This window comes from Winogradskyella sp. MIT101101, from assembly GCF_047126865.1.
In the GTDB taxonomy this organism is placed as follows: Bacteria; Bacteroidota; Bacteroidia; order Flavobacteriales; family Flavobacteriaceae; genus Winogradskyella; species Winogradskyella ouciana.
Genome location: NZ_CP138982.1, coordinates 770,001 through 794,629, shown reverse-complemented (window position 1 = coordinate 794,629; position 24,629 = coordinate 770,001). Strand labels below are relative to the sequence as shown.

The 24,629-nt window shown below is 34.4% G+C and carries 26 protein-coding genes, 2 tRNA genes and 1 rRNA gene (1 of these 29 only partly in view); 14 read left to right on the top strand and 15 right to left on the bottom strand.

Features of this window, described 5'->3' with window-relative positions; genetic code table 11:
- Positions 1-2 precede the first annotated feature (2 nt).
- From SIB89_RS03680 to SIB89_RS03660, 5 genes are all read right to left on the bottom strand, one after another.
- Positions 3-842 (bottom strand): phytoene/squalene synthase family protein, encoded by an 840-nt coding sequence (locus SIB89_RS03680; RefSeq protein WP_412561203.1) that lies wholly within the window; start codon positions 840-842, stop codon positions 3-5.
- Between the two features lie 20 nt (positions 843-862).
- Positions 863-2,323 carry a phytoene desaturase family protein gene (locus SIB89_RS03675; RefSeq protein ID WP_412561202.1) on the bottom strand — a complete coding sequence of 487 codons (1,461 nt, stop codon included), beginning with the start codon at positions 2,321-2,323 and terminating at the stop codon, positions 863-865.
- A gap of 7 nt (positions 2,324-2,330) precedes the next feature.
- Positions 2,331-3,230, bottom strand: coding sequence for a MerR family transcriptional regulator (locus SIB89_RS03670; RefSeq protein ID WP_162306976.1), 900 nt, complete (start codon positions 3,228-3,230; stop codon positions 2,331-2,333).
- A gap of 88 nt (positions 3,231-3,318) precedes the next feature.
- Positions 3,319-3,402 (bottom strand) — tRNA-Leu (locus tag SIB89_RS03665).
- A gap of 55 nt (positions 3,403-3,457) precedes the next feature.
- A tRNA-Lys gene (locus SIB89_RS03660) sits at positions 3,458-3,530 on the bottom strand.
- A 130-nt stretch (positions 3,531-3,660) separates the two neighbouring features.
- Between SIB89_RS03660 and SIB89_RS03655 the strand changes: the two genes are divergently transcribed.
- The gene (locus tag SIB89_RS03655; RefSeq protein WP_412561201.1) at positions 3,661-4,182 is read left to right on the top strand and encodes a shikimate kinase; all 522 of its coding nucleotides are present in this window, start codon (positions 3,661-3,663) and stop codon (positions 4,180-4,182) included.
- Here SIB89_RS03655 and SIB89_RS03650 read toward each other — a convergent pair.
- Together SIB89_RS03650 and SIB89_RS03645 are read right to left on the bottom strand one after the other, a co-directional pair.
- On the bottom strand, positions 4,174-4,677 hold the full coding sequence (locus tag SIB89_RS03650; RefSeq protein WP_412561200.1) for a phosphoribosyltransferase family protein: 504 nt from the start codon (positions 4,675-4,677) through the stop codon (positions 4,174-4,176). The genes SIB89_RS03655 and SIB89_RS03650 overlap by 9 nt on opposite strands.
- A 36-nt stretch (positions 4,678-4,713) precedes the next feature.
- Positions 4,714-5,082 carry an RNA-binding S4 domain-containing protein gene (locus SIB89_RS03645; protein WP_155089815.1) on the bottom strand — a complete coding sequence of 123 codons (369 nt, stop codon included), beginning with the start codon at positions 5,080-5,082 and terminating at the stop codon, positions 4,714-4,716.
- 134 nt (positions 5,083-5,216) lie between these two features.
- Here SIB89_RS03645 and SIB89_RS03640 point away from each other — a divergent pair, with 134 nt between their 5' ends.
- Entirely contained in the window at positions 5,217-6,158 is a 942-nt protein-coding gene (locus tag SIB89_RS03640; protein WP_155089816.1) for an FKBP-type peptidyl-prolyl cis-trans isomerase, read from the top strand.
- Positions 6,159-6,226: 68 nt separating this feature from the next.
- Here the strand turns inward: SIB89_RS03640 and SIB89_RS03635 are convergent, their stop codons facing one another.
- Genes SIB89_RS03635 through SIB89_RS03620 form a run of 4 tightly spaced genes read right to left on the bottom strand, consistent with a single transcriptional unit; the run spans position 6,227 to position 9,373 of the window.
- Positions 6,227-6,826 (bottom strand): outer membrane beta-barrel protein, encoded by a 600-nt coding sequence (locus SIB89_RS03635; protein WP_412561199.1) that lies wholly within the window; start codon positions 6,824-6,826, stop codon positions 6,227-6,229.
- 54 nt (positions 6,827-6,880) lie between these two features.
- Positions 6,881-7,834, bottom strand: a complete 954-nt coding sequence (locus SIB89_RS03630) for a transketolase family protein (RefSeq protein ID WP_412561198.1) — start codon at positions 7,832-7,834, stop codon at positions 6,881-6,883.
- On the bottom strand, positions 7,831-8,526 hold the full coding sequence (locus SIB89_RS03625; protein WP_412561197.1) for a hypothetical protein: 696 nt from the start codon (positions 8,524-8,526) through the stop codon (positions 7,831-7,833). Before SIB89_RS03625 ends, SIB89_RS03630 begins: the two co-directional genes overlap by 4 nt.
- 1 nt (position 8,527) lies before the next feature.
- Positions 8,528-9,373, bottom strand: a complete 846-nt coding sequence (locus SIB89_RS03620; RefSeq protein WP_412561196.1) for a transketolase — start codon at positions 9,371-9,373, stop codon at positions 8,528-8,530.
- A gap of 166 nt (positions 9,374-9,539) precedes the next feature.
- Here SIB89_RS03620 and tgt point away from each other — a divergent pair, with 166 nt between their 5' ends.
- The 11 genes from tgt (at position 9,540) to SIB89_RS03565 (ending at position 20,245) form a co-directional block, all read left to right on the top strand.
- A complete protein-coding gene (gene tgt, locus SIB89_RS03615; protein WP_412561195.1) occupies positions 9,540-10,670 on the top strand; it encodes a tRNA guanosine(34) transglycosylase Tgt in 1,131 nt (376 codons plus the stop codon).
- Positions 10,671-10,727: 57 nt separating this feature from the next.
- Positions 10,728-11,750 carry an LptF/LptG family permease gene (locus SIB89_RS03610; RefSeq protein WP_412561880.1) on the top strand — a complete coding sequence of 341 codons (1,023 nt, stop codon included), beginning with the start codon at positions 10,728-10,730 and terminating at the stop codon, positions 11,748-11,750.
- Complete coding sequence (locus SIB89_RS03605; RefSeq protein ID WP_412561194.1) at positions 11,737-12,645, top strand: DMT family transporter; 909 nt, start codon at positions 11,737-11,739, stop codon at positions 12,643-12,645. The genes SIB89_RS03610 and SIB89_RS03605 overlap by 14 nt, the downstream gene beginning before the upstream one ends.
- A gap of 48 nt (positions 12,646-12,693) precedes the next feature.
- Positions 12,694-13,647, top strand: a complete 954-nt coding sequence (locus tag SIB89_RS03600) for an acetyl-CoA carboxylase carboxyltransferase subunit alpha (protein ID WP_155089823.1) — start codon at positions 12,694-12,696, stop codon at positions 13,645-13,647.
- Between the two features lie 169 nt (positions 13,648-13,816).
- Positions 13,817-15,349, top strand: a complete 1,533-nt coding sequence (dnaB, locus tag SIB89_RS03595; RefSeq protein ID WP_155089824.1) for a replicative DNA helicase — start codon at positions 13,817-13,819, stop codon at positions 15,347-15,349.
- Between the two features lie 71 nt (positions 15,350-15,420).
- Complete coding sequence (locus SIB89_RS03590; RefSeq protein ID WP_273291193.1) at positions 15,421-16,455, top strand: AI-2E family transporter; 1,035 nt, start codon at positions 15,421-15,423, stop codon at positions 16,453-16,455.
- A 64-nt stretch (positions 16,456-16,519) separates the two neighbouring features.
- A complete protein-coding gene (locus tag SIB89_RS03585; protein WP_412561193.1) occupies positions 16,520-17,437 on the top strand; it encodes an aminotransferase class IV in 918 nt (305 codons plus the stop codon).
- Positions 17,430-18,155 carry a sulfotransferase family protein gene (locus SIB89_RS03580; protein ID WP_412561192.1) on the top strand — a complete coding sequence of 242 codons (726 nt, stop codon included), beginning with the start codon at positions 17,430-17,432 and terminating at the stop codon, positions 18,153-18,155. Before SIB89_RS03585 ends, SIB89_RS03580 begins: the two co-directional genes overlap by 8 nt.
- Positions 18,156-18,301: 146 nt before the next feature.
- A complete protein-coding gene (locus SIB89_RS03575) occupies positions 18,302-19,486 on the top strand; it encodes an asparagine synthetase B (protein WP_412561879.1) in 1,185 nt (394 codons plus the stop codon).
- A 50-nt stretch (positions 19,487-19,536) separates the two neighbouring features.
- Positions 19,537-19,815, top strand: a complete 279-nt coding sequence (locus tag SIB89_RS03570; protein ID WP_412561191.1) for an EF-hand domain-containing protein — start codon at positions 19,537-19,539, stop codon at positions 19,813-19,815.
- A 7-nt stretch (positions 19,816-19,822) separates the two neighbouring features.
- Positions 19,823-20,245 (top strand): secondary thiamine-phosphate synthase enzyme YjbQ, encoded by a 423-nt coding sequence (locus tag SIB89_RS03565; protein ID WP_412561190.1) that lies wholly within the window; start codon positions 19,823-19,825, stop codon positions 20,243-20,245.
- A 79-nt stretch (positions 20,246-20,324) separates the two neighbouring features.
- Here SIB89_RS03565 and rplT read toward each other — a convergent pair whose 3' ends face one another.
- The 4 genes from rplT to thrS form a co-directional block, all read right to left on the bottom strand.
- Positions 20,325-20,669 carry a 50S ribosomal protein L20 gene (gene rplT / locus SIB89_RS03560; protein ID WP_412561189.1) on the bottom strand — a complete coding sequence of 115 codons (345 nt, stop codon included), beginning with the start codon at positions 20,667-20,669 and terminating at the stop codon, positions 20,325-20,327.
- A gap of 102 nt (positions 20,670-20,771) precedes the next feature.
- Complete coding sequence (gene rpmI / locus SIB89_RS03555) at positions 20,772-20,969, bottom strand: 50S ribosomal protein L35 (protein ID WP_155089831.1); 198 nt, start codon at positions 20,967-20,969, stop codon at positions 20,772-20,774.
- Between the two features lie 64 nt (positions 20,970-21,033).
- Complete coding sequence (gene infC, locus SIB89_RS03550) at positions 21,034-21,585, bottom strand: translation initiation factor IF-3 (RefSeq protein ID WP_162306979.1); 552 nt, start codon at positions 21,583-21,585, stop codon at positions 21,034-21,036.
- Positions 21,586-21,618: 33 nt separating this feature from the next.
- A complete protein-coding gene (gene thrS, locus SIB89_RS03545) occupies positions 21,619-23,559 on the bottom strand; it encodes a threonine--tRNA ligase (RefSeq protein WP_412561188.1) in 1,941 nt (646 codons plus the stop codon).
- A gap of 663 nt (positions 23,560-24,222) precedes the next feature.
- Between thrS and SIB89_RS03540 the strand changes: the two genes are divergently transcribed.
- Positions 24,223-24,629 (top strand): 16S ribosomal RNA (locus SIB89_RS03540); it runs 1,119 nt beyond the window's last position.

Below are 24,629 nucleotides of genomic sequence, written 5' to 3'. Positions count from 1 at the left end.
ATTTAGAGTAAGTTCAATTGATATTTTACATAACTCCGAGTAAGTAACTCTACTTTTTTATAGTTGGGTACGCGTATTCTCGCAGATTTAATTTCTAAAGCAGGTGTCTTTTTGAGTTTTTGTAATAATTTATTGTAATAACGGTAAGCCATAAACACACCAAATTTAGCGTCTAAAGGTAACTGTTTTATACCATTTAAGCCCTTTGCAAAGTCTGCTTCAATGTCTGAAATGATATTTTGTTTAGAAATTTCATCTAAATTGTTTAAATCCGTATTAGGAAAATATGTTCTATTTAAACCTTCAAAATCTGCTTTTAAATCGCGTAGAAAATTTACTTTTTGAAAAGCCGAGCCCAAACTCATTGCAGAGTCTTTTAAGTCTTCATATTTTTCATTATCTCCTTTAACAAAAACCTTTAAACACATAAGCCCAACAACGTCCGCAGAACCATAAATATAGCTTTTATATTCTTCCTCAGTCAAATAATCCTTTTTACTAAGGTCTAATCTCATACTGTCCATAAATGCATCGACAAGATGTTTGTCTATGCCGTAGTTATGATAGGTTTCTTGAAATGAATTTAAAATGGGGTTTAAACTAATTTTATCCGTTAAGGCATTTTCCAAATCCTTTTCAAAATTTTTGAATAGCTTTTCCTTATCGTAATCGTGAAAAGTATCTACGATCTCATCAGCAAATCTTACAAACCCATAAATATTGTAGATATCCTGCCTTATGCTATCGGATAACATTTTTGTAGCCATTGAGAACGATGTGCTGTAAGCATTTGTTACTGCTTTGCTACACTCTTTAGATACGTTGTCAAAAATTGATTTCATAGGCTTAATGTAAATAACTTTTAATGTTCATTCTTTTCAATCAATTCAGCTACAAGCTTTCCTGATATTAACGATGGTGGTACTCCGGGTCCAGGGACTGTAAGCTGCCCAGTAAAGTAAAGCCCATCTACTTTTTTACTTTTTAATTTTGGTCTTAAAAAGGCGGTTTGTCTTAAGGTATTTGCCATACCATAGGCGTTGCCTTTGTAAGAGTTATATTCACTTATAAAATCATTAACACAAAATGATTCTCTAAAAAGAATATGTTCTTTAATATCTTGATTTGTTCGTTTTTCAAAACGATTAATTATAATATCAAAATATTGTTGTCTAAGCTCTGGAGTGTCTTCTAATCCTGGTGCGATTGGGATGAGGAAGAATCCCGTTTCGCAACCCTCTGGAGCCATGCTAATGTCCGTAACAGACGGAAAGTTAACATAAAATAATGGATTTTCAGGCCATTTCGGATCATCATATATTTCCTCAGCATGATTTTCAAAGTTAGTATCAAAAAACAGATTATGGTGCTCTATCCGTTTAAGTTTTTTACTAAAACCAACATAAAAGAGTAATGATGAAGGAGCAAATGTTCTTTTCTCCCAATAAGTTTCTGAGTATTGTCTATTTTTTTTATCTAATAAAGTTTCCGTGTGGTGATAATCTGCACCACTTAAAACGATATCTGATCTAACAGTATTCCCGTTGATTATTATACCTATAGCTCTATTGTTTTCTGTAACAATTTTTTCAACATTGCTGTTAGTATTAATCGTTACTCCTAGTTCCTCAGCCAATTTCCTCATGGCTTTGACAATTTCGTACATTCCTCCTTTTGGATGCCATGTTCCCAATCCAAAATCTGCGTAGTTCATAAAACTATAAAATGACGGTGTTTGACTTGGTTTTGCACCTAGAAATAACACGGGAAATTCTAAGGTTGAAATTAATTTTGGATTTTTAAATTTCTTTCTAATTTCAGAACTGATCGTCTTAAAAAACCGATCTACTTTTGTAACTGTTTCCTTAGTAACCAGTTCAAAAGGGGAGACGCCAGGTTTTAAAACTATTTTGTTTATGGCAATATCATAGTGATCTTGAGCTTGAGAGATAAATTTGCGTAGAGGTTTTGAGCTGCCTTTTTCTATGCGTTCAAATTCTTCACAAATCTGGTCCATGTGGTCGCCAATAGTAATAACTTCATCAGAAAAGAAAATTTTGTAGGCAGGACTCAATTTGTCTAATTGATAGTAATCACTTGTGCTTTTCCCAAAATCATTGAAAAACTTCTCAAAAATATCTGGCATCCAATACCAGCTTGGACCAATATCAAAAGTGAACCCATCTTTAATGAGCTGCCTAGCTCTTCCTCCAACGGTATCATTTTTTTCATAAATTGATACGTTGTATCCAGCTTTAGCTAAATAACAGGATGCAGACAATGCTGAAAAACCCGAACCTATTATAGAAATTATTCTACTCATTTATATATTAGACATTATCTAATAATGCTTGTATACTTTTGTATGCCTCAATACCTTCTGGAAGATTATCTAAATCTAATGAGTTTAGCATTTGTCCTAAAATCCAAAGTTTGGTATTGGTTTTACCTACAAGTAAATTATTAAAATCATTTATGTACTTTTCAATGTTATCCTTCTCTGGTTTAACGGTAAAGTAGGATATATAAATGATTTCATCATAGTAATTTTTGAGATCTACCAAGCTTTCTAATGGCACACTAAATCCAAGAAAAATAGATTGATATCCTTTACTGACCAATTGGTGATTAATAAACATCAGGCCCAATTCATGTATTTCATTTTCAGGAAGGTACAGTACAAATGTTTTTTTAGACTTGTTAACCTGTTTAGATTGAATTTTTTCAGTATTGATTAATATTTTTTGTCGTATTAGTGATGATAAAAAATGCTCATGGGCAGGAGTAATAGTATCAGTTTGCCATAAAAGACCTATTTCCGTTAAAAGCGGAATAAATATATCGTAGAAAATTGCATCGAAGGGTTTTTCTTTTAATAGGCCATTGTAAGTATTGTAAAAAAGAGTTTGATCAAAATTTAGCATTGACAGCTTAAAGGCATTTATTGCATGACTTTCAAAATTGTTTTCTGATGCTATTTCTCTAACTAGAAGGGGTATTTTGTGCTCTTCAATAGTTGCTATTTTAGAAATTTTATACCCGTTATTATTAAGATAACTAACGTTTAATAATTTCTGAAAATTGGCGAGATCGTAATATCTAATATTGGTGTCAGTACGCTTAGGTTGAAGCAAATTATAGCGCTTTTCCCATATTCTTATGGTATGGGCTTTAATACCTGTAAGATTTTCTAAATCTTTAATACTAAATTGATTCTTAATATTGTTCACTTTTTTTTACGAATAGTTAAACAAAAATAAGATTAATATTCGTAAGATTAGTTTAATTAACAAAAAATAAGGAAAATAAATGAGAAAGTGCGCACGAGAAGACTCGAACTTCCACGGACTAATGTCCACCAACCCCTCAAGCTGGCGCGTATACCAATTCCGCCACGTGCGCAAAGTAATGAAGTAAAGATAAAAAAAAAGTTAAGCTTTTTTTGCTTAACTTTTTGTGACCGGGCTGGGGCTCGAACCCAGGACCCTCTCCTTAAAAGGGAGATGCTCTACCAACTGAGCTACCCGGTCAATAATTGTTCTCTTTAACGAGGGTGCAAATATAAAATGTTTAATTAATAAAACAATACTTTTTTTGCTTAAATTTTTGTTTTTTTGTGGTGTGCTTCTCTAGTCAATTAATAATCAAAACATAGCGCCAATGATAGTAGTTTTAATGGGATATATGGGATCAGGAAAATCTACTATAGGTAAGGAATTGGCTACTCTTTTGAAATACAATTTCTTAGACCTTGACGACTATATTTCTGAAAAAGAAAACGCAACGATTTCAGATATATTTAAGGATAAAGGAGAAATCTATTTTAGAAAGAAAGAAACTGAATATCTAAAAGAAATCATCAACTCTTATAATGATATTGTGTTGGCTCTCGGTGGAGGTACTCCATGTTATGGAAATAATTTAAAGATTCTAAATGATGATAAAAAGGTTGTGACTATTTATTTAAAGTTATCGATACCGCTTTTAGCTACAAGGCTTTATGCAGAACGTGATAATCGACCATTGATTAGCCATTTAAGTTCAGAAGAAGAATTGTTGGAATTTATCGGGAAACATATTTTTGAACGTACGCAATATTACAATCAAGCACAGCATATAATCACTACAGACAATCAATCAAAGAAAGACATTTTAGAAACTATTCTATTGGAGTTAATCTAAATAAGCTTCATAAGGTTGTTTAGATAGATTTACATGCACATGTTCAAAAAGTGAAGTAGATAAAGAGATACCTTTAAAATCAGCCTTAACAGGGAATTTTTTATGATTGCGGTTTACCAAAACAGCCGTTTTAAATTGTTTTAAAGGCACATCTAAAAAGTGTTTTATACCATATATAAGTGTACTGCCAGAATTTAAGACATCATCAATGAGTACAATAGATTTATTGGTGTAATCTTCTTTATCAATTGATGTTTTTATAGGGCTAGTCGGTTCTTTTTTGTCTATAGTAACCTTACATAGATTAGACTCAATATCAGAAATCTTATCTAGCTGTTGTTTTATTTTTCGAGCTAAAATGTAACCGTTACTTTCAATACCAGCTATTACAATTTCAGTTTCATCAACATTACAGTCATAAATCTGATAAGCTATACGTTTTATCTTATGCTCAATTTCCTTGTGACTTAAAATTGTATTTTTTGTTAGTGTCATTTGCTATTTTTTACAAAGATAAAGAATGGTTATTTATTATTCTTCCTCATAGAAGTCATCAATATCTCGTCTGTCTTTTTTTGTAGGTCGCCCAGTTCCTTTTTTCCTGTAATAATCTTTGCTATACTTTAAGAGTTCTTTAGCAGCAAATGCATCTTTAGGAGTTGTATCCGTTCTATAAATATCTACAAGCTTGGCACCGACACGATTTGGAGGTATGTCATTAACCGTTAATTGGTAAATGACTTGATCCTTTCTTAACTCAATTTTATCCGTTGGATACACCTCTCGCGATGGTTTTGCTACAACACCATTAACTTTAATGTGCCCTTTTTTACAAGCTTTTGTTGCAACACTGCGAGTTTTGTAATACCGCACACACCATAAATATTTATCAATACGCATATATTTTTTAACTAAAATCTACGTTAATCTTATTGTACAAAAATATTATTTTAATGTATCTTGCGGCCAATAATTAAGCAATAATGAACCTTGTAATGGATTTGTGGTAACCTATTACATGAAATACTAAAAATATGAAACTAAAATCTCTAAAATTAACACTTTGTTTAATGGCACTTGTAGTCGTCTTTAATTCTTGTAAAGAAGATGATGGACCTACTGTAACATTTGAAGAAAGAGATAGAACCGAACAGCAAATGGCAGATAAGGATTCTATCATGGATTATTTAAATACACATTACTACAATTCTAGCTTGTTTGAAAGTGGTACCAACCACAGAATAGATGATATCCTTATTACTGAATTGTTAGAGGGCGAAACTGTACCAGACGGTAATACTCTGCTTATTAATGCTGTAGAAACACATTCTACAACCTATCTAGAAACTGATTACGAATATTATATTTTACGACTTAATCAAGGTGGAGGGGAAGCTCCTAAATTTACGGATGAAGTACGTGTAAGATATGAAGGGTTCTTAGTTGAGACTGAAGATATATTTGATGGAGTAGCTACACCAATTGATCTGCCTATGCAAGGTATAGGATTTGCTGGTGGAGTAATTAGAGGCTGGCAACTTATTTTACCAGAATTTAATACCGCGAGTAGTTTTATGACTAATAATGGTATTGTAGAATATGACGATTATGGTTTGGGAGTAATGTTTATCCCATCAGGATTGGCTTATTTTTCTGGGAGTCAACCAGATATTCCTGCATATTCTAGTTTAGTTTTTAAGTTTGAATTGTTACAATATCAAGAAGATGATCATGATAGTGATGGTGTGCCTTCACACCTAGAAGATCTTAATGGTAACCTTGATGTATTAGATGATGATACTGATGAAGATGGAGCGCCAGATTATATAGATTTGGATGATGATGGAGACGGTGTGTTAACCATTCATGAAGATTTAAATGAAGATGGTGATCCAACCAATGACGATTCAGATAATGATGGTATTCCTAATTACTTAGATGCAGATTCTACTCAATCTAATCAGGAAGATTCATAGATTCTATGTTATAAAAATAAAAAGCCGCTCATGAGCGGCTTTTTTTATTTGATATTTATCGATACTTTTTATAAAGCAATAGATAAACTTAAGATTAATTGATCTGGTCTTGTATCAATTCTACTTGCTGTGCCAGAACCTAAATTGTTGTTTATAAAAGTAGCTTCGTTATCATTAAAGCCTCTTTCATATCTCAGATCGATTCCAACTTTATTGAAGCTTAATCCGATTCCGAAATTTAGACCTACTGTAAAATCGTCTTCTACATAATCTATTTCAATCCCATCAAATTCTGTATCAAGGATATATTGTAGTGAAGGACCTCCAAAAACACTTATTGGCCCTAGAACTTTTAGACCTACCAAAAGAGGTGCATCAAGTTTCTTTACATTAAAGTCATTATTCTCGTAATCACTCTTAGTTGCTGTGTAGATTAATTCTGGTCTAAAATAGAGTCTGTCTCCAATTTTCCCGAAGATACCCACATGGTAACCGATATTACGATCAGGGTTTTTTGCATTCTCACCGATGGATTCAAAGTAATCTCCGTTGGCACTATAGTTTAAACCGCCTTTAAACCCAAAAGCGCTTCCTTCCTGAGCACTTATACTAAAACTAAATAATGCTAAAATTGCAGCTAAGAAAGCTGACTTTTTTAAATTTTTCATATTGTTCGTTTTTAAGATTAGGTATCTAATATCAAAAACGTTGCCAAGATGAAGTTATTTTCTTTTTAAAACTTTTTTTACCGCTTTCTCTATAGCAGAACTATTCAAACCATATTTATCCATGAGTTGAGCTGGCGTACCAGATTCACCAAATGTATCGTTTGTAGCAACAAACTCTTGAGGTGTTGGTTGTTGCAATGCCAAAACCCTGGCAACACTCTCTCCTAGACCACCTAGATAGTTGTGTTCCTCCGCAGTTACTATGCAGCCTGTTTTAGAAACAGAATCTAAAATGGCTTTGTCGTCTAAAGGCTTAATAGTGTGGATATTGATAACTTCAGCACCAATACCTTCTTCGTGTAATGCTTTTGCTGCTTCTAGAGCTTCCCAAACTAAATGACCTGTTGCCACTATGGTAACATCGTTTCCGTCGGTAAGTTTTACAGCCTTTCCTATTTCAAAATCACCATTCTCTGGAGTGAAGTTAGCCACTTTAGGTCTTCCAAATCTCAAGTAAACAGGACCATGATGTTTTGCTATGGCTAAAGTTGCTGCTTTAGTTTGGTTGTAATCACAGGTGTTAATTACCGTCATTCCTGGTAGCATTTTCATTAAGCCAATATCTTCAAGAATTTGGTGAGTTGCTCCATCCTCACCAAGAGTTACACCAGCATGAGAAGCACATATCTTAACATTTTTATCTGAGTAGGCAACACTTTGTCTTATTTGGTCATAAACTCTACCAGTAGAAAAATTAGCGAAAGTTCCAGTAAACGGAATTTTACCTCCAATGGTCATACCTGCCGCAATACCAATCATATTGGCTTCAGCAATTCCAACCTGAAAAAAACGTTCTGGGTGGTTGGCTTTAAACTCATCCATTTTTAACGAACCCGTTAAATCAGCACAGAGTGCAACAACATTTTCATTGGTTTTACCCAACTCTGTTAAACCAGCTCCAAAGCCAGATCGTGTATCTTTATTTCCTGTGTTTGTGTATGTTTTCATTCTGTGATTTTCAAACTGTAATTAATTTTTATTGTCTTTTTTTTATCTGAAATCTTAATGGCTTCAAGTAAAGTATTTTCTGTCTCAATAATTTTTAAAATTAAACCATCAGGAAACTGAGGGAAGTTATTATCTTCCATACCAGATTTTCTAAAAGCAATTTCAAAGAACTTTTTAAAGATTGCACTATTATTGACTTTATAATCTATATCTGTAGCAATTGTTAATATCTCTTCTGGCTTATCATCAGGAAAAATATTATAGATATTAACTTCTCTATCTAAAACTTTCATCGTCTCACCAATATCTTCAGTTATAAGATTAAAACTTTCATCACTTTCCGAAAAAGGTAAGAAAGAGTCTAAATTTAAATTGAAAAAAATAAAATTTTTATTAAACTCAAATGTAAGAAGTAATGATCCTTCTTCAGTATCATAAATAATATTACTTTTTGCTTTAGAGTAATCTTCTGATGAGTTTTTAATCAAGGACTTTGCTAAATCTAGAGCCAACTTATTGTAGTTGGTCCAAAGGTATTCCCCATCTTTATTAAAACCAATAGATATAGTGTCGGTAGTTGTTTGTCGTTTACTGGGTATAACGTAGTCAACAAAATAATCTATTTCAATCGTTTTTTCTTGAGAGAAGGATAGCGAAGTTATTAAGAGAAAAAGTATAAATAATTTTTCCATATTAGTAGTCTCCTAAAGTTTCAGGATTTTGCGCTAAGCCTGTTTCTAGCTGTTCGTCATTTGGTGCTTTACCATGCCAAGCATGTGTATGCATCATAAAATCCACACCATTACCCATTACGGTTTGTAACAGAACACAAACTGGCTTTCCTTTTCCGGTCATTGCTTTAGCTTCAGCCATACCTTTTAGAATGGCTTCAATATCGTTACCGTTTTTTATTTCTAATACAGTCCAGCCAAAAGCTTCAAACTTTGCGCTTAAATTTCCTAAAGGCAAAACGTTATGAGTGGCTCCGTCAATTTGTTGACCATTAACATCTATGGTAGAAATTAAGTTGTCTATTTTGTTCCCAGCGGCATACATTATAGCTTCCCAATTCTGTCCTTCTTGTAACTCACCATCACCATGCAAACTGTAAACTAAATGCTTATCGTTATTTAGTTTTTTAGTTTCAGCAGCACCAATAGCCACAGACATTCCTTGTCCTAGAGAACCAGAGGCTACACGGACACCTGGTAAGCCTTCGTGAGTGGTTGGGTGACCTTGTAAACGAGAATCTATTAACCTAAACGTATTGAGTTCATCGACAGGAAAATATCCAGCTCTTGCTAAAACACTATAAAAAACAGGTGAGATATGACCGTTGGAAAGGAAAAATAAATCTTCTCCAACACCGTCCATTTCAAAACCATCCTTGGTTTCCATAATTTCGTTATAAAGCGAAACAAAAAATTCGGCACAACCAAGTGAACCTCCTGGATGACCAGAATTTACTTTATGTACCATACGTAAAATATCTCTACGAACTTGAGTAGTTAAATCTTCTAATTGCTGAATGTTTGGCATATTACGTTGCTTAAATTGATGGTGCAAAAATAGTTTTTTATAAGCCCCTTACAAAAACGGATTGTAGTCACTTATTAACGATTTTGAGGATTTGCTAACAATTTTAAATTTTATTAAGACATGAATGCAATTGAGTTATTTATATTTGCCAGCAGACATACTTTTAATGAATTTTAAACGCTTAGCAACAGATAAAGACACAAAGGCCAGAGCTGGAGTTATAACTACGGATCATGGTACAATTGAAACTCCGATTTTTATGCCTGTTGGTACGGTGGCTTCTGTTAAAGGAGTGCATCAACGCGAGTTAAAGAACGATATCAATCCAGATATTATTCTTGGTAATACTTATCATTTATATCTAAGACCACAAACACCAATTTTAGAACAAGCTGGTGGGCTACACAAGTTCATGAACTGGGATCGAAATATTTTGACGGATTCTGGTGGTTATCAAGTGTATTCATTATCTGCAAACCGAAAAATTAAGGAAGAGGGAGTAAAGTTCAGGTCTCACATCGATGGGAGTTATCATTTTTTCACTCCAGAAAATGTAATGGAAGTACAACGCAGTATTGGAGCAGATATAATAATGGCATTTGATGAGTGTACACCATACCCTTGTGATTATAACTATGCAAAACGCTCTATGCACATGACGCATCGTTGGCTAGAACGCTGTTTAACACACTTAAAAAAGATACCTTTTAAGTACGATTATGAACAAACGTTTTTTCCAATAGTTCAAGGAAGTACCTACAAAGATTTAAGAGTACAATCTGCTGAGTATATTGCTAACGCAGGTGCAGAAGGAAACGCAATAGGAGGCTTATCCGTTGGCGAACCTGCAGAAGAAATGTATGCCATGACCGAAGTTGTATGCGATATCTTACCAGAAGATAAACCAAGATATCTTATGGGAGTCGGTACACCAATCAATATATTAGAGAATATAGCGTTAGGTGTAGATATGTTTGATTGTGTGATGCCAACAAGAAATGCCAGAAACGGTATGTTGTTTACAGCTCATGGAACCATTAACATTAAAAACAAAAAGTGGGCAGATGATTTCTCACCAATAGATGAAATGGGAATCACTTTTGTAGATACCGAGTATAGTAAAGCCTATTTAAAGCATTTATTTACGGTTAGAGAGTTGCTAGGTATGCAAATAGCTACTATTCATAATCTTGGTTTTTATCTGTGGTTGGTAAGAGAAGCGAGAAAACATATTATAGAAGGTGATTTTGGAGTTTGGAAAGACAAGATGGTAAAACAAATGGATAAAAGATTATAAGGCTTGAAAATCTTAGATTGGTACATATTAAAACGTTACTTGTTCACATTTCTCATAATGTTGCTGCTGTTTATTCCTATAGGAATTACGGTAGATCTCGCTGAAAAAGTGGGTAAGATATTAGAAAACAAAGCTCCTTTTGGCGAAGTAACCGCTTATTATATGGACTTTACGGTTTACTTTGCTAACCTGTTATTTCCACTGTTCTTATTTCTATCCGTGATTTGGTTTACGTCTAAGTTGGCCAATAATACAGAGATTGTTGCTTTTTTAAGTTCAGGAGTGTCATTTTCTAGATTTTTAAGACCCTATTTAATAGGTGCGACTATTGTAGCTGGGTTTGCTTTGGTATTGGGTATGTATCTGGCACCGATTGCAAGTCAAGGGTTTAATGAATTTAAATTTAAATATTTAAAAAAGAACAAACGAGTACAAAAAACAAGTGACGTTTATCAGCAAATCAATGATAACGATTATATCTATGTAAGTAATTTTGTTCCTGAACGAAAAGTGGGCATGAATTTTACTTACGAACATTTTGAGGGCAATGAATTGAAGTATAAAATTTTTGCAGATAGAATTGTTTATATAGAAGAGGACAGCACATACAGACTTAACTCTTTTCTAAAAAGATCGTTCGAAAACGGAATAGAAACTGTAGAAAAGGAAAGAAGAAAAGATATAAAATTGCCTTTTGAACTTGAAGACTTAACACCTGTTGAATATGCAGCTGAAACCAAATCCTATGGAGAGCTGTTAAAATTTATTGAAGCAGAGAAAAGACGAGGTTCACCCAATATAGGTCGTTATGAGGTTGTTCTGCTCAAAAAATGGAGCTTACCGGTTTCCATATTTATTCTTACCATTATAGCTGTGGCGGTTTCATCCGTTAAACGTCGTGGAGGTATGGGAGTCAATTTGGCATTTGGTATTGCCATAGCCATGATCTACGTTTTCTTCGATAAGATTTTTGGTGTTATGGCAGAACAGTCTAATTTCCCTGCAATCATCGCGGTATGGTTTCCTAATGTATTATTTGGTATTTTAGCAGTATACCTTCTGCAAAATGCCAAACGCTAAACTAAAGCATTACCTTCATTTACACTTGCTGGTTTTCATTGCTGGTTTTACAGCTATTTTAGGTGAATTGATCACTATTGGCGCTTTAGCTTTGGTCTGGTATAGAATGGCTATTGCAGGAATTTTGATGTTCTTATACATTAAAATGATCAGATTAAACATTAAAATCACCAAACGTACCTTTTTGCAATTTTCTGCTGCTGGTATCATTATAGCGTTACATTGGATCACTTTTTTTGAAGCCATTAATCAAGCTAATGTATCCATTGCATTGGCTATGTTTTCTTCGGGCGCATTTTTTGCTTCGTTTATAGAGCCTATATTTTTCAAAAGACGAATTTTAGGTTACGAAATCTTATTTGGTCTAATAGTGATTTTGGGTGTATTCTTAATAACTAGTAGTGAAATGGGCTACATCAATGGTATTGTTTTAGGTCTGCTTTCAGCATTGTTTTCAACCTTGTTTGCGGTCATTAATGGACGGTTTATTGAACGTTATAATGCTACGGTGATTTCGTTTTACGAGTTTATAAGTGGTGTACTTTTTTTAACGGTATTTATCCTTTTGTCAGGTATGGAATTCAATGTTGAATTTTTTACGCTTTCGCAAATGGATTGGATCTATATTTTCATTTTAGCATCAGTCTGTACTGCATATGCTTTTATAGGAGCGGTTGAAGTAATGAGATATATTAGTCCGTACACTGTAATCTTAAGCTATAATTTAGAACCAGTTTATGGTATAGCTATGGCATTGATATTATTTCCCGAAACGGAGAAAATGTCTCCACAATTTTATATAGGTGCTACTCTGGTGATTGCAACTGTACTTATGGATGCGGTATTGAAAAACTACAAAAAGCGAAAAACCAAAACCAATACAATTATCAATTAACTTATTATATTTGCATACTAACTAAAACAAAAAACAATTTCAAATTGTATGGAATACTTAGAGTTTGAATTACCCATAAAAGAACTAGAAGAACAGCTATCTAAATGTCAAATCATTGGTGAGGAAAGTGATGTAGATGTCACCGAAACCTGTAAGCAGATTGAGAAAAAACTAGCTGAGACCAAAAAAGAAATTTATAAGAATCTCACAGCTTGGCAACGTGTTCAGTTGTCTCGTCATCCAGACAGACCTTATACTTTAGACCATATTAAAGCGCTTTGCGGAGAGACATTTTTAGAACTTCATGGAGATAGAAATGTTAAGGACGACAAAGCCATGATTGGTGGTCTTGGAAAAATTGGAGATCAATCGTACATGTTCATTGGACAACAAAAAGGTTATAACACAAAAACAAGACAGTACCGTAATTTCGGAATGTCGAATCCAGAGGGTTATCGTAAAGCCTTGCGCTTAATGAAATCTGCCGAAAAATTTGGAATTCCTGTGGTGACTTTAATAGATACTCCTGGTGCTTATCCAGGACTGGAAGCTGAAGAGCGAGGGCAAGGAGAAGCAATAGCAAGAAATATTCTAGAAATGTCACGTCTTAAAGTGCCAATCATTACTGTCATCATTGGAGAGGGAGCTTCAGGTGGTGCATTGGGTATTGGAGTAGGAGATAAAGTGATGATGTTAGAGAATACATGGTACTCGGTTATCTCACCAGAGTCTTGTTCTTCTATTTTATGGAGAAGTTGGGAATATAAAGAACAAGCTGCTGAGGCATTAAAACTAACTGCTAAGGATATGAAGCGCATGAAGCTTGTGGACCAAATTATTAAAGAACCACTTGGTGGAGCTCATACTAATAGAGAAAAAACATTTTCAGCTGTTAAAGATGCGATAGTTAAATCTTATGAAGAGCTCAAAAACTTATCACCAAAAGAACTGGTGAAACAACGCATGGAAAAATATGATGAAATGGGAGTCTATAAAGACTAAATCCACTAAACATAGGCAACTAAAAAAAACTGAGGTTTAGCTTCGGTTTTTTTTTATCGCTATTAACAATATATTTAAGTTATTAACAGTTAGATTGTTGAAGACCTGTTGAGATTGAAAATTGATTAGTATGCAGTTCGTCGATACTATTTAACTACTTTTGTTCCTTATGAAACAACCAAAACCAATACCTGGCTATAAAGTCGATAAAAGTACTATTATTAGTTTAGAGAAGGGTAAAATACCACCTCAAGCCATTGATTTAGAAGAAGTTGTACTTGGGGCAATGATGATTGACAAAAAAGGGGTTGACGAAGTAATTGACATTTTAAGTCCGGAGTCTTTCTACAAAGATGCCCATAAACACATCTTTGAAGCAATTTTCAAATTATTTGAAAATAGTGAACCAGTCGACTTATTAACCGTTTCGAGCCAATTAAAGAAAGATGAAAAACTAGATTTAATTGGAGGTGATTTTTACCTCATTTCTTTAACACAACGTGTGTCATCTTCAGCTCATATTGAGTTTCATGCTCGTATTATCCTTCAAAAGTATATTCAAAGAAGCTTAATTAAGATTTCGAACGAAATTATTGAAGAGGCTTACGACGAAACCAAAGATGTTTTTGATTTGTTGGACAATGCTGAAGCCAAGCTTTACGAAGTTACTCAAGGTAACGTTAAAAAATCAACAGAGACAGCTCAGAGTTTGGTTATCCAGGCAAAAAAGAAGATAGAAGATATTTCGAATAAAGAAGGTCTTAGTGGAATTCCGACAGGTTTTGATAAAGTAGATAAGTTAACATCTGGCTGGCAACCTTCAGATTTAATTATTATCGCTGCTCGTCCTGGTATGGGTAAAACCGCTTTAACATTAACTATGGCGAGGAATATTGCTGTAGATTTTAATCAGGCTGTAGCATTTTTCTCTTTAGAGATGTCATCTGTTCAATTAATTACTAGGCTAATATCTAGTGAAACAGGCTTATCTTCTGAAAAACTAAGAACAGGAAAATTAGAAAAGCATGAATGGGAACAGCTTAACGTAAAAGTTAAGACCCTAGAAAAGGCACCACTGTTTATTGATGACACACCATCATTGTCTATTTTCGACTTACGTGCTAAAGCGAGAAGGCTAAAATCACAATACGATATTAAAGTCATTATGGTTGACTACTTGCAATTAATGACTGCTGGTGGAAGTCAAAAAGGGGGAAATCGTGAGCAAGAGATTTCAACTATCTCACGTAACCTTAAGGCTTTGGCTAAGGAATTAAGCGTCCCGGTTATTGCGTTGTCACAGTTATCTCGTGCTGTAGAAACACGTGGTGGTAGTAAACGACCATTGTTATCAGATTTACGTGAATCTGGTGCGATTGAACAAGATGCGGATATTGTGTCCTTCATTTATAGACCAGAATATTATAAAATTGATGAGTGGGATGATGAAGAACGCTCACCAACCGAAGGACAAGGAGAATTTATAGTGGCAAAGCACAGAAATGGTGGATTGGACAATATAAGACTGAAGTTTGTTGGCCATTTAGGTAAGTTTGATAATCTCGATGATTTTGATACGCCTTTTGGTGAATTCCATTCAAAAATGAATGCCGCAGCCAATGATGATACTTTTAGACCAGATAATTTACCAAACCCATCTGATGCTTTTGATGGGCCTGAAGATGACGGAGTACCTTTTTAACAGCATTTTATAAGTTTCACAATTCTTTTTTGACGTATCTTTACATTTCGCTATTTTAAGAAAATTGCCTCATGTTAGAACAGAGACGCACAACAAATATTCTGTTGTTGATTATAGTAATTCCACTAGTATTTTATCTACTTAAAATACTCTCATTTATATTTATTCCATTAATATTCTCAATGTTTATTGCGTTATTGTTTTTACCATTAATGCGGTGGTTAGGCAGACGTAACGTACCTAAATTTATTAGTATAATTATTGTTTTGCTTTTGGTTGCAGGTGGTTTAAAATTGGGAGTTGAATTGGTGAGATTATCTAGTAAGGAAATATTAGCAACAAAATCTGAGTTCATTCCTAAGGCAGAGGAGAAATTAAGTGATTTAAAAGTTTATGCTTTTGAAAATTTTGGGATTGAATTTGAAGACAATAAAAACCCTCTGGCTCAATTTTTTCAAAAAGAAAATTTAGGCTCTACAATTGGGTTTTTAAATTCATTTTTAACGATGCTTTTAATGACCGTGTTTTTTGTGGTACTATGGTTGGCTGAATCAATAAATGTTCATAAACTTCTAAACAACACATTGCTGAGGCAAAAATATACTTCTGTAAAAACATTTATGAAGATTGAAAAAGATCTTATAAAATTTATTAAGGTAAAAGTATTAGTAAGTGCCCTAACTGGCTTATTTACGGGTTTAATGTGTGTGTTTTTTGATGTGAGTTTCCCTATTTTTTGGGGTCTATTTGCATTTGCCATAAACTTTGTGCAGATGGTTGGTTCGTTTATATCTGTGATTTTCCTTTCAATCTTTGCCTTTGTAGAGTTAGACCCAACAAGTACGTTGTTCTTTTTTGTACTGGCAATAACTTTAGTACAAGTAACTTTTGGAGCCATTTTAGAACCTATATTTATGGGTAAATCTTTTTCAATTAATGTTATTGCTGTTTTAGTTATGCTTATGTTTTGGGGTTTTCTGTGGGGAATTCCTGGACTAATAATGGCGATACCAATAACTGTATTTATCAAAATTATTCTAGACCAATTTCCAAGTACTAAAATTATTGCTAGTTTGCTTTCTGGTAAGCAAACTACATTAGAATAGGATCATAGTTTTTTTGCTGTAAAAATGTAATTTTAAGTATCTTTCTACTTTAAAAATTACTGGTATGGTACACGGCACTCACAATGCTCAAGATGATTCTAGAAACGATTCTATTCTTATATCTATTAATGATGAACTTTTTAAGCGTAATGAAGCTAAGATATCTGTGTTTGATAGTGGTTATTTAGTAGGTGATGGTGTTTGGGAAGCCTTGCGGTTACATAATGGTGTTTTGGTTTTCTTGGAAGATCATTTTAAACGTTTGTGGCAATCAGCAAATACTGTTGGGATGTCGTTACCGTTTACAAAAGAAGAGCTGACAAATAGAGTTTGGAAAACCTTAAATGCCAATAACATGACGGATGGTATTCATGTTAGAATAATGATTACAAGAGGCATAAAAAAAACACCATCACAAGATCCAAGGTTAACAATTTCAGGACCTAATGTGGTCATAATTCCTGAGTTTAAAAAAGCATCCAAAGATTCAAAAGAAAAAGGAATTAGCTTATTTACAAGTACAATCAGAAGAGGTTCGCCAGATTATTTAGACCCAAGATTAAATTGCCATAGTAAACTGCATGAAGTGCAAGCGTTGATTCAGGCCATAGAAGCTGGTGCAGACGAAGCATTGATGTTAGATGTTAACGGTTTCGTTTCTACTTGTAATGCCACAAATTTTTTTATTGTGAAAGATGGTGAGGTTTGGACGTCAACCGGTAAATATTGTATGAATGGTATTACCAGAGCCAAAGTTATTGAGGTCTGTAGCTCAAATAATATTCCTTGTAAAGAAAAAGACTTTTCATTATTTGATGTGTACGGAGCTGATGAGGCGTTTGTAACCGGAACTTTTGGAGGTTTAACTCCAGTGACAAAAATTGATGGTAGGCCAATAGGTGAGGGGAGTTATGGGGAAATGACAAGAAGACTTAGCGGACTCTACGAGTCGTTAATTGAAAATACAGTAAAGAATGGCTAAAACAAAACGTATATGTTTGTGGTCTGGGCCGCGCAATATTTCAACAGCTTTAATGTATTCTTTCGCGCAACGATCAGATACTAAGGTATTTGATGAACCACTTTATGCTTTTTATTTAAGACATCATCCTGAAGCACATAGTTATCATCCAGGCGCAGAAGATATTCTAGAAACCATGGAGAATGATGGAGATAAAGTTGTGAATATGATGTTGACCAATACTGAAAAGCCAGTGCTGTTCTTTAAGCATATGACGCATCATTTATTGGATTTGGATAGGGATTTTATGAAACAAACCGTTAATGTTATTTTAACTAGAGATCCAAAAGACATGTTGCCCTCTTTTGATAAGGTTATTAAAAATCCATCACTTCATGATGTAGGTTATGAACTGCATATAGAATTACTGGACTATTTCAAAAAACATGATATTCCTTTCACGGTGTTAGATTCTAGAAAAGTATTAGAAAACCCTAGAAAAACACTTCAAAAGTTATGTGATTTTGCTAAAATACCTTTCGATGAAAACATGTTGTCTTGGCAGCCACAACAACGAGAAGAAGATGGATTATGGGCTAAATTCTGGTATCATAATGTGCACAAATCAAGTGGATTTCAAAAGTATAAAACAAAAGAGAAACCATTCCCAGAGCATCTTAATGAACTTCTAAACCAGAGTCAGCCACACTATAATAAGTTACTAAGATATGCTTTATAGGTCTTAAAAGAATTATAAATCACATAGCGATAGACTAAAATTTGACTATATTTCGTTCTAAATCTATGAACTTGAAAAAAATAACCTTTTTACTACTAGCACTTTTCTTGAGCTTTAATTCGTATGCCTCTTATATTCTTATTCCTATGGATGCAGAATCACAAGAGAATCATTTAAAGGCTTATGGTGTTACGTATTGGACGCTTGAGCGAGAGCTTAAGGTGAAATGGTTACTCAATTACAGAGGCGGTTCATTTTTGTTGCCAGATGCAGATATCATTCAACGCGAATGCCAAATAAGAGGAGTATCATTTGAAGTTATTTCAGATTCTAAAGCTGCCGAAATTTTAGACGAAATAAGCAGTCCTGCCGTAAACCAAGAAGCTGTAGTTCTAGAAAAAGCTCCGAAGATTGCAGTATATACTCCTTATGGGAAACAACCTTGGGATGATGCTGTGACTATGGTTTTGACTTATGCTGAAATTCCTTATGAAACGATTTATGATGAGGAGGTCTTAAAGGATGAATTATTGCTCTATGATTGGTTACACTTGCACCACGAAGATTTTACTGGCCAATACGGAAAGTTCTACAGAACATATCGCTCCGCTGCTTGGTATATAGAAGAAAAGAAAGCCGCCGAATCCTTGGCAACAAAATTAGGATATGATAAAGTATCTGATGCCAAATTAGATGTAGCATTGAAGATAAGGGATTATGTTGTCGGTGGTGGATTTATGTTTGCCATGTGTTCTGCAACAGATAGTTTTGATATTGCACTATCTGCAGAAGGAGTTGATATCTGTGAACCTATGTTTGATGGAGATGGCAGCGATCCTGGTTATCAGAATAAAATAGACTATTCAAAAACATTTGCCTTTAAGGATTATATTTTAGAAAGAAGTCCAAATGTGTATGAGTTTTCATCCATAGATATGACACAGAAGCGTCAAATCCCATTCAAAACAGACTATTTTTCTCTAATGGAATATTCTGCAAAATGGGACCCTATTCCAACCATGTTGACGCAAAACCATACATCTTTGGTAAAGGGTTTTATGGGACAGACAACATCATTTACAAGAGATCAAATAAAATCTAATGTTTTGGTTATGGGTGAAAATAGAACCAATGGTGAAGCCAAATATATTCATGGTATTAAAGGAAAAGGTTTCTTTACGTTTTACGGAGGTCACGACCCAGAAGATTACACCCATAGAGTAGGAGATCCAAAAACAGAACTAGATCTACACCCAACTTCGCCGGGTTATCGATTAATACTCAACAATGTTTTGTTTCCAGCTGCTAAAAAGAAGAAGCAGAAAACATGATATCATATAAGTTTTTTTGTATTTTAAACTGGTAATTAATCCAAGTTAAAATGGGAAGAAAAGAAGATATACTAAATAAAATTCAAATTTTAATCACTAATCATTTTGACACTCCAGAACAAGCATTTGCTTTTTTTGACAAGGATGGAGATGGAAAACTATCAAAAGACGAAATTAAACGATTATTGAAGCAAGCTGAAATTAGTGGTTTTATTCGTGGTATTGTATCTTCAAAACTTATAGAAGGCTATGATACGGATGGTGATGAACTTATTGATTGGGAAGAATTTAAGCTTGCCATTGATGAAATTTCAGATGAATCTAAATAGATTTTAGATGAAATATTTTCAAAAAGAGATTAGATTAAGAGCTCATCCCAGAGGATTTCATTTGATAACCTCTGAAATCTTAAACGCTATTCCTGAAATTAAGGAGATTTCTATTGGTCAATTACAAGTCTTTATAAAGCACACTTCGGCAAGTTTAACTATAAATGAAAATGCTGATTCAACAGTTAGGCAAGATTTCGAAAGTCACATAAATAAAATGGTGCCTGAAAATCAACCCTACTACAAGCACACCCTTGAGGGCTCTGATGATATGCCTGCTCACATAAAAGCATCTTTAATGGGCTCATCAGTTCAAATTCCGATAACAGATGGGAAGCTTAACTTAGGTATATGGCAAGGAGTTTATCTATGTGAGCACAGAAATATTGCTTCTGGAAGACATTTAGTGATTACAGCTTATGGTAAGTAAGATTAAAAACAAAAAATCCGATTCGTGAGAATCGGATTTTTTAATAAGCGAAATGTTGTTATTAATTTGGCTAAAAGCCTTATTTAATTTTTTTAACTATAGCTTCAAAAGCTTCTGGGTGATTCATTGCTAAATCGGCTAAAACCTTACGGTTTAAATCGATATTGTTAGCTTTTAATCCTCCCATAAATTTTGAATAGCTCATTCCATGTTGTCTTGCACCAGCGTTAATACGCATTATCCATAACGAACGGAATGTTCTTTTTTTGTTTCTACGGTCTCTATACGAGTATTGCATCGCTTTGTCAACCGCATTTTTTGCTACTGTCCAGACATTTTTACGTCTTCCCCAGTATCCTTTTGCTTGCTTAAGAACCTTTTTTCTTCTAGCTCTCTTCGCCACTGAATTTACTGATCTTGGCATTTCTTTAATTGTTTTTTGTAGTAGGCGACCAAAATTGGTACTTGCTAAATAATTTTGCCTAACTCCAGGGTTTATAAATTGTTTTAACCGATTAAAACAGGGTTACTTTAAACGTAACATTGTTTTAATATTGTCCTCATCTGCTTTGTGTACCAAAGTATCATGAGTCAATCTTAGCTTACGCTTTTTAGATTTTTTTGTCAATATATGACTCTTAAAAGCGTGCTTTCTTTTAATCTTACCAGTGCCAGTTAGTTTGAAACGTTTCTTAGCACTCGATTTTGTTTTCATTTTAGGCATTTTGTCCTAGTTTTAATTTACGTTTCGCTTATTTTCATCCACCGAAGCCTAGGCGTAGGTGGTTTTACTTATTCTTTTTAGGAGCAATGAACATAATCATTCGCTTACCTTCAAGCTTTGGCATTTGTTCTACTTTACCATACTCTTCAAGATCTTGTGCCAATCTTAATAATAAGATTTGTCCTTGCTCTTTAAATACTATAGATCGTCCTTTAAAGAAAACGAATGCCTTTAATTTGGCACCATCTTTTAAAAACTTAATAGCATGTTTCTTTTTAAATTCGTAATCGTGGTCATCTGTATTAGGACCAAAACGAATTTCTTTAACAACAACTTTTGTTGCTTTAGATTTTAACGCTTTTTCTCGTTTCTTTTGTTCGTAAAGAAACTTTTTATAATCCATGACCTTACAAACAGGTGGCTTCGCATTTGGCGAAATCTCAACCAGATCCAAACCTTGCTCGTCAGCCATGGAAAGCGCTTTCTTAATAGGATATACTCCTACCTCTACGTTGTCTCCAACAACTCTTACTTCTTCGGATCTAATTTTAGAATTTATACGGTGTTTATCCTCTTGGGATTCACGTCTGTTATAACTTCTTCTGTTTCTACGTATTGCTATGACTTATATATTTAAATTAAACGTTAATTATTTAAAAGTTTTTAAACTTTTATTTACTCTTTCTTTTATAATTCTCGAAAAGTCTTCTACACTTATTGTGCCAAGGTCTTCACCACCATGTTCACGCACAGTAATTGTATTATCCTTTTCTTCTTGTTCGCCTACGATAATCATAAACGGAAACTTTTGCATTTCAGCTTCACGAATTTTCTTACCTACAGTTTCATTTCTGTTGTCTGCGAGGGCGCGAATTTCGTCATTTTCTAGCAAATTTAAAACTTTTTCGGCGTATTTTTCATATTTCTCACTTACAGAGAGTACAATAGCTTGTTCTGGCATTAGCCAAAGAGGGAAATTTCCGCCAGTGTGTTCTAGTAAAATAGCAATAAATCTTTCCATACTTCCAAAAGGCGCACGGTGAATCATAATTGGTCTGTGCATCTCATTGTCACTGCCTTTGTAGGTAAGGTCAAAACGTTCTGGTAAAGTATAATCTACTTGAATTGTACCTAATTGCCATTGTCTTCCAAGGGCATCCTTAACCATGAAATCCAATTTCGGTCCATAAAAAGCCGCTTCACCAGTCTCTACAATATAATTTAAACCTTTGTCAATTGCAGCATTCAAAATAGCATCTTCGGCTTTTTTCCAGTTTTCATCACTACCTATATACTTTTCAGGATTGTCGGGATCTCTAAGCGATACTTGTGCTGTAAAATTTTCAAACCCTAATGAACCAAAGACATATAATACTAAATCAATGACTTCCTTAAACTCGCTATCTAATTGATCAGGCGTACAGAAAATATGGGCATCATCTTGCGTAAAACCTCTAACACGTGTTAGGCCATGTAACTCACCACTCTGTTCATATCTATATACCGTACCGAATTCGGCAAAACGCTTAGGAAGTTCTTTATAGGAATAAGGTCTGTTGCTGTATATTTCACAGTGATGTGGACAATTCATTGGCTTTAAAAGAAACTCCTCATCTTCTTTAGGTGTTTTTATAGGTTGAAAACTATCCTCTCCATATTTAGCATAATGCCCAGAAGTAACATACAGCTCCTTTTGACCAATATGTGGGCTGACCACCATTTCATAACCTGCTTTCTTTTGAGCGGCTTTAAGAAAGTTTTCTAAGCGTTCTCTTAAAGCAGCACCTTTCGGTAACCATAATGGTAAACCCTGTCCAACCTTTTGTGAAAAGGTGAAAAGTTCTAACTCTTTTCCAAGTTTTCTGTGATCACGTTTTTTGGCTTCTTCCAGTAACTCTAAATATTCTGTCAACTCTTTTTGTTTCGGAAACGATATTCCATAAACTCTAGTAAGTTGTTTTTCGTTTTCATCACCTTTATAATAAGCCCCAGCAACACTCAGTATTTTTACAGCTTTGATAATACCTGTATTAGGAATGTGGCCACCACGGCATAAGTCGGTAAAAGTTGAATGGTCGCAAAAGCTAATAGTACCATCATCAAGGTTTTCAATTAGGTCAACTTTATATTCATTCTTACCTTTATAATAAGATAAGGCATCAGCTTTAGAAACTTCTCGCATTTCAAAATTGTGTTTCCCGCGAGCAATCTCTATCATTTTATTTTCAATGGCCTTAAAGTCCTTCTCAGAAATGACATCCTCTCCGAGGTCTACATCATAGTAAAACCCATTTTCAATAGCAGGACCAACCCAAAGCTTTACATTAGGGTATAGTTCTTCCAATGCCTGAGCTAAGACATGGGCAGATGAATGCCAAAAAGCTTTTTTACCTTCATCATCTCTCCATGTATATAATGTAAGACTGCCATCTGTGGTCAATGGAGTGGAGGTTTCAACAACTTCGTCATTGAATTTTGCTGAGATAACATTTCTTGCGAATCCTTCGCTAATATCTACAGCCACTTCATAAGGAGTTACATCTTTATCAAAAGATCTAACAGAACCGTCAGGCAGAGTAATTTTTATCATTATATTTTAGTGTAAATTTTAGCCCACAAAGATATACCTATATATATAAAGGACAAAGTGAAGTTTCTAATAAATATTTATGGTATTCCGCTTTTACTTTTAAGGAGCAAAAGCGGCGGGCTATCCGCTATATCTTTTGTTTTATACAAAAGGATGCCGCTACTATCCCTAATACACCAAATTAATAGCCTTATGATAAACAACTAAAATAAGTGAAGTATAGTTAGGTTGCTATTAGTTTGTAAAAATTTACTATTGTAATCGACTATAAACAAGATCATTAAAAGGGTTATAAAAAACAAATAAAAATAAAATTAAAAAAGTCCTTGCTATAAAGAAAAGGTGTTCTATATTTGCGCCCCGTTAGCGACGCGTTTGTGTTGTGGGCGGCAGTTCATTTCCATAAAAAGTGCGGCATTGAAAAAAAATAAAAATATTTTTCGGATAGATGTTGCGGGAAAGGAAAAAGGGTTTTATATTTGCACCCGCTTAAGCGATAAAGTGCTTAGGAAAGCGATTAAAAAGTTCATAGACATATTGAATTGACAGCGTAAAGTTTTGGTTGGAAACGGCCTAAACAGAACAAGAGAATAGATCATTTAGAGTACAGATTTTAAGAATTCCTATCAGAAGTTAAGAGATAGCCGCAAGGCTTAAAATTTAACGATGAAGAGTTTGATCCTGGCTCAGGATGAACGCTAGCGGCAGGCCTAACACATGCAAGTCGAACGGTAACAGGGAGAAGCTTGCTTTTTCGCTGACGAGTGGCGCACGGGTGCGTAACGCGTATACAACCTACCTTTTACAGGGGGATAGCCTTTGGAAACGAAGAATAATACCCCATAGCAAGTGATTTTCGCATGGAAGACACTTTAAAGATTCGTCGGTAAAAGATGGGTATGCGTCCTATTAGCTAGATGGTGTGGTAACGGCACACCATGGCAACGATAGGTAGGGGCCCTGAGAGGGGGATCCCCCACACTGGTACTGAGACACGGACCAGACTCCTACGGGAGGCAGCAGTGAGGAATATTGGACAATGGGCGAGAGCCTGATCCAGCCATGCCGCG